Source organism: Bacillus sp. ISL-77 (assembly GCF_018613105.1).
On sequence record NZ_JAGGQY010000066.1, the window covers coordinates 1 to 5,496 of the forward strand.

The window sequence follows — 5,496 nt, forward strand, 5'->3', positions numbered from 1 at the left end:
CTCATTTTCTTAGGTTAGTCTAGTATACTCCGGCGTTTTTTCTTTATTCTACGAAAACGTCATTTTCATTTAACTTAAACCCTTTTTGCTGGATAACCACATGAAAATAGGTGCTTATCCCGGATGGCATGATCAAACTACGAATCGCTCGATTCCGTTTGCTGACTTCTGAAAATGGATTGGGGTCATAATGGTTCGCTAATTCTTTTAGAATTCCGGACTTTAATAAAAATTCATCCTGTCTGAGTTTGGTAATTAATTCTAATTCTACCTGCTCACCCTTTTGAATGAGATAATCAAAATGAATATGCGTGGTAATATCCATTTCACCTGGGTGCTGTAAGACATCATCAATCATCTGATGCTGATAATACCCTCTTAAACTCCCTTTTGCCCTCCTTGGGTCCATCCACTCCTCAAGTGTATAGCCATAATCAGCTGTCACAACCATTCCTTTTATGAGGGACTGAGCAATTTCCCGCACCATCTTTTCCATTGCTAACGGGATCTCTATCCGCTGTTTTTCCTTTAGTTTAAGCTTGCTTTCCTGTAAAAAAAACAGGATATCTGAATCCGTTAACAATACTTTTTGCTCATACAGTTCGTTCCTTCGAATCCCTATCATAACCTCAAAAAGCTGCCCATCGACTTTCTCGATCACACGAACTGGCAGGGCATCGAATAGTTCATTGGAATAAACCATTCCCTCAAAAGCCTCAACATTGCTGATACTTTCCACTTGGACAACCGAAAAATTAGTTAGCAATTGCCTTTGCAGTTTCTGATGATAGGGACTGCTTTCTACAATTATATATTTTAATGGGGTTTTAATCGTTTCATGCCATTCCTGTAAAAATGCCTCCGCAAAACGTCCATTCCCAGCTCCAATTTCACAAAATACTGGAGCTAATTGTGTCCTTTCACATACGTGAGAAAACCATTTTGCCATCATTCTTCCGTATATATCAGATATATTGCTTGTTGTTATGAAATCTCCTTGTCGGCCAATTTTCTGTTTATCTTTCATATAATAACCGAAATCAGGATGATATAAGGCTGCCCCCATGAAATCCGCATAGGTAATTAACTCATTGGGTGAATTTGAAATTAAACTCTTTAAAAATATATTCATATATGCTCCTTTTTAAATAAACACTATTGACACAGTGTAAACTTTATAATATTGTAAAGATAGTAGCTTAACTTTTATCCCCTCCCATATTAGAATAGAATATCCCCCAGAAAAACCCTTCTCAAATTGGAGAAGGGTTTTTCTATTTTTGTCTTCTCTCTATCCTCTAAAATCCATTCAAGAACGGATTACTATCCATTTCATCAGCGATGGTTGTTACAGGGCCGTGGCCTGATAAGACATACGTTTCCTCAGGCAAAACAAGCAGCTTATCATGAATGCTTTTTAATAGCTGTACCTCGTTTCCTCCTGGTAGGTCTGTACGGCCAATGCTGCCTTGAAACAGGGCATCACCTGAAAAAACAAACCCATCCTTTTTGAAGTAAAATGAGACACTTCCAGGTGAATGTCCTGGTGTATGAAAAATGTCAAACTCAAAACCACCTATTTTCATTTCTCCTTCATTTTTTAAAATAAAATCAGCTGGCTTTACTGTAATTGAATCCTGAATCATAAAAAATTGCGAACCATTTAATGAAGAGTCACCCAGCCATTTTTCCTCTTGTTTGTGAAGATAAACTGGAATTTTATAAAAATCCCTTACTTCATCAACACCCCCAATATGATCGAAGTGCGCATGGGTTAGAAAAATTGCGAGAGGTTTTAATTTCCTATTGTTCAACAAATGAATGAGTTTTTTCCCTTCACTACCTGGGTCAATAATTAAACACGAACGATCTGAATTTTCTACAATATAACAGTTAGTTTGAAGTGCCCCTAATGGGATTTGTTGCCATTTCATACTTTAGTACCTCCAATTGAAATTGCGATATCATTATTTTACACTAAGTAAACAGTTGAGAGAAAGAATACTAATTCAATGGTCTCTTATTTGCACTCGACAAATGAAAGAAAAAAATATAAAATAAGAGTCGAATGTATATAATATAGGTACATAATTTTCTTTGGAATGTTTGAGGCATTGCCTGCTTATGATGAAAAAGGGGGATTTACCATGGGTTTAGTAATTATTTTTGCTATCGTAACCATCCTTGCAGCTTTCGGTGGATTTTCATCACTAAAGAATAAAAATTTCTTAGGTGCATTTTGGGGTGTAGCATCATTTGTGACTTTTGGTTGGTTTACAGTTATGACCATTGTTCATTCTGGTTTTCCAACAGGACATCACTAATAATCTTAAAAAGACTGCCATCAGGCAGTCTTTTTTCTATCCCTCGTTTAACAGTGTGGTTACCCGCTCTACTTTATATTCCATACTACGTTTAACATCCCTTCGGTCATCAATACGAATCGTTGTAGCGACCCGCTGGATTCCTTCAGAGAAGGGTACCTCATGCATTTCTTGAATTACTTCAAAAAGGATAGGTAATTCACCTTCAATTATCGTATTCATCGGTGTTAATTGGAAACGAATCTTCCCTTCTTGTTGATATTTCCTCAAAACTTTTTGAACACTTGCCACATATTTACTGACACTTGGTGTTTCCGTACCAATTGGAATGACTGCTACATCTACAATGGCCATGCAATATTACCTTCCTCTCCTATATTTTCATCACAACCTGATTTTATCATATTGGGAGATCAAATAAAAAAATGACAACCATATTGTCATTCTTTTATCAGCTCATATATTTTCTTGGTCTTAATATCGATAATTTTTTCAAACTGATTCCCATACAAGAGTGCATCACCAGAAGGAGATAAATGAATGGGCTCATTTTCTAACCCATCCATGATTAAGCTGCTACTTCCGTTCTTAGGATTGTAAGCTAGGAGTTGGAAGCCCTCTGTATAGGAATCCGCTTCACCACTTGTGACAGGACTAAAGGTAAAAAATTGTCCCTTCTGCTCATTATAGTCATAGAAAGGAACTAACCAATCTGAATAATTTGTAAGTTGTGGAATAGAAAAAGTGAATAGCTTTTTCATTTCTTTGTCAAAAAATGAATAGTTGGCCATCGATTGATCTTGTTCATTAACAGAGACAGTCACGAGCAAATCGTGAAATTCGGAAAAATCGATCACTGAAGAAAACAGTGTATTTTCCATCCCATTTTCTAAACTTCTATCAATAAGTGGTGCAAATAAGGAAGGATTATTTTCATCCCAATTAATGAAGGCAACCTCATTCTCACCCTTCCATTTTATAAAAGGTTGGGGCAAGGTAAGTTCGGTAGTGTTTGACTTATTTAGATCAAGTAATAATACTTGAAAGCTCCAATCCTCATTAAATTTCGTGACCAGAATCTCTGATTCCTTATAAGGATTCCACTCAAAAGCTAATTCATAGGAAGCAAAAGATTTTTTCAATTGTTCCTTCCCTTTTATATCTATAATTGTAACTACTCCTTCGTATGATGACGGCGAGGTATGAATTAACATTCTCTTTTTTGAAGGGCTAATTTGGACGTTGACTATGGGATATTCACTTTTATAAATTAGTTCACTTTTACCTGTTAAAAGATTGTACTGATAGACACTTGAAGTTTGTTCTAGATTTGTAATGTAGAGGACTTTGGTTCCAGAAAGCCAGCCGACGAATTTATAAAATTCACCTTCAGGGATGGAAATAGGTAATTTCCATTCGTTTCCTAGAGCAGTAGCAGGTGATTTAGGCTTTTCATTTTTAGCGGTAACTTTTTGTTTCAACTGCTCTTTTTGAGCACATGCAGTTAAAATGAGAATTAAAAAAATTAAACGGAGGATCAGAAAAATAGGATAATTTCTTTTTTGCCGGCTCAATTTATCGATATTTCCTCCTCTCATTTTCGCTCTCATAGGTTAGTACGTTTTTTTGACAAAAATGTTTCAACATTTTTAGCAAATAATACTAAATAGGAAAAAAGCCGCATGACTGCGGATTTTCCCTTTGGAGTTTATTGATTTAATTTATTCTTTATTAGCCATGCTGCACCAAGGACACCTGCATCATTTCCTAATGTAGCCAAAGCAAGTTTCGTGGAATCCCTTACAGGTGAAAAAGCAAACTTCTCAAAATTATTTTTTACTGGATCTACTAATATATCGCCTGCTTTTGAAACACCGCCGCCAAGAACAATTTTTTCCGGATTTAGGGTGTTGGCAATACTAGCTAATACGAATCCTAAATGAAAGGAAACCTCATCCAAAATTGATTTGGCCAATTCATCACTATTACGGGCTGCATCAAAGACATCTTTTGCTGTAATGCTGCCATTCTCAGCAAGCTTTTCAGATAATTCACCTTTTAACCCCTTAGCTAGTTCAACCTTAGCTAATCGAACAATGCCTGTTGCAGAAGCCACCGTTTCCAAACAGCCGGTCTTCCCGCAATTGCATGGTGCACCACCCGATGGGATGGCTGTAATATGACCTATTTCTCCCGCAGCACCATTAATGCCTTGAACAACTTTGCCGCCAACAATTACGCCGCCACCGACACCTGTTCCGAGTGTGACACAAACAAGGTCCTTCGCTCCAGCGCCCGCTCCCATCCACATCTCACCCAATGCCGCAGAGTTTGCGTCATTTTCAATCGCTGCTGGTAGTGAGGTCGCTGCTTCAAGACGGTCCTTTAGGGGATAGTTATCTGGCCAGCCTAAATTTACGACATTTAAAACGATTCCCTTTTCATAGTTAACTGGTCCAGGTGCCCCCATACCAATTCCTAGTAAATTACTTTTTAATTGATCATGTTCAGCAAGTTTTTCATCAATTGCCTTAGCAATATTACCTGTAATGTTTTGTCCTTCATTTGTGTTATCTGTTGGTATTTCCCATTTGTGAACGATTTCACCTTCAGTTGTTACGAAGGCTAATTTAGTAGTTGTCCCACCAAGGTCAACACCAACAATCCATTTTCTTGACAATAGAATCACCTATCTTTTTTGACTTTTTCTTTTTGAAATTGTATCTCATGCCTCAAAATTAACAGAGCTGTTTGGAACTCCATTGGCTCAATCAGCTGTGATTGATATAGTTCCTTTAGCTCCATTTCCATTAATTCAAGGTCCGCGACTCTTTCACCAATATAAATAATGGTTCCAAAGCGCTTTAAAAATTGCTGAATATCATAAATAGTTTTCATTTATATCTCCTTGTATTTTAATTGAGAGAAACATATTAGTACAAGCAATATTTTTTTCAGAAATATAATTTGGTTAGTCTATTCTCCTCCGTCAGAGGATTGAAGCTGGCGATTAATTTCGTGTAGTAATTCAGAATACTCCTGTTGATTCGGTTTAAGCTTAATTGCTTGTTCTATATTTCCTTTAGCCTCTTCCAGATCTTTTTGCTCAAGATTAATGAGAGCTAAATTAAAGAAAGCCTCCTCAAAACCAGAGGCCACTGAAAAAGTACCT

General features: G+C 36.8%; 7 protein-coding genes and 1 pseudogene. 1 reads left to right on the plus strand and 7 read right to left on the minus strand.

Annotated elements, in window-relative coordinates; all coding sequences use genetic code 11:
* Positions 1 to 43: 43 nt before the first annotated feature.
* Entirely contained in the window at positions 44 to 1,132 is a 1,089-nt protein-coding gene (locus J7E77_RS24230) for a class I SAM-dependent methyltransferase (protein ID WP_214717401.1), read from the minus strand.
* A 166-nt stretch (positions 1,133 to 1,298) separates the two neighbouring features.
* A complete protein-coding gene (locus J7E77_RS24235) occupies positions 1,299 to 1,934 on the minus strand; it encodes an MBL fold metallo-hydrolase (protein ID WP_214717403.1) in 636 nt (211 codons plus the stop codon).
* A gap of 213 nt (positions 1,935 to 2,147) precedes the next feature.
* On the opposite strand from J7E77_RS24235, the gene J7E77_RS24240 reads away from it, so the two are divergent.
* Entirely contained in the window at positions 2,148 to 2,324 is a 177-nt protein-coding gene (locus J7E77_RS24240) for a DUF2759 domain-containing protein (protein ID WP_088088972.1), read from the plus strand.
* Between the two features lie 36 nt (positions 2,325 to 2,360).
* Here J7E77_RS24240 and J7E77_RS24245 read toward each other — a convergent pair whose 3' ends face one another.
* The 5 genes and pseudogenes from J7E77_RS24245 to J7E77_RS24265 form a co-directional block, all read right to left on the minus strand.
* Positions 2,361 to 2,678, minus strand: a complete 318-nt coding sequence (locus tag J7E77_RS24245) for an MTH1187 family thiamine-binding protein (protein ID WP_214717405.1) — start codon at positions 2,676 to 2,678, stop codon at positions 2,361 to 2,363.
* Positions 2,679 to 2,764: 86 nt separating this feature from the next.
* Complete coding sequence (locus J7E77_RS24250) at positions 2,765 to 3,898, minus strand: YqgU-like beta propeller domain-containing protein (protein ID WP_214717407.1); 1,134 nt, start codon at positions 3,896 to 3,898, stop codon at positions 2,765 to 2,767.
* A gap of 134 nt (positions 3,899 to 4,032) precedes the next feature.
* Positions 4,033 to 5,004 (minus strand): ROK family glucokinase, encoded by a 972-nt coding sequence (locus tag J7E77_RS24255; protein ID WP_214717408.1) that lies wholly within the window; start codon positions 5,002 to 5,004, stop codon positions 4,033 to 4,035.
* 5 nt (positions 5,005 to 5,009) lie between these two features.
* The gene (locus tag J7E77_RS24260; protein ID WP_088088976.1) at positions 5,010 to 5,222 is read right to left on the minus strand and encodes a YqgQ family protein; all 213 of its coding nucleotides are present in this window, start codon (positions 5,220 to 5,222) and stop codon (positions 5,010 to 5,012) included.
* A gap of 78 nt (positions 5,223 to 5,300) precedes the next feature.
* Positions 5,301 to 5,496, minus strand: a pseudogene (locus J7E77_RS24265) (tetratricopeptide repeat protein); the annotation flags it as partial.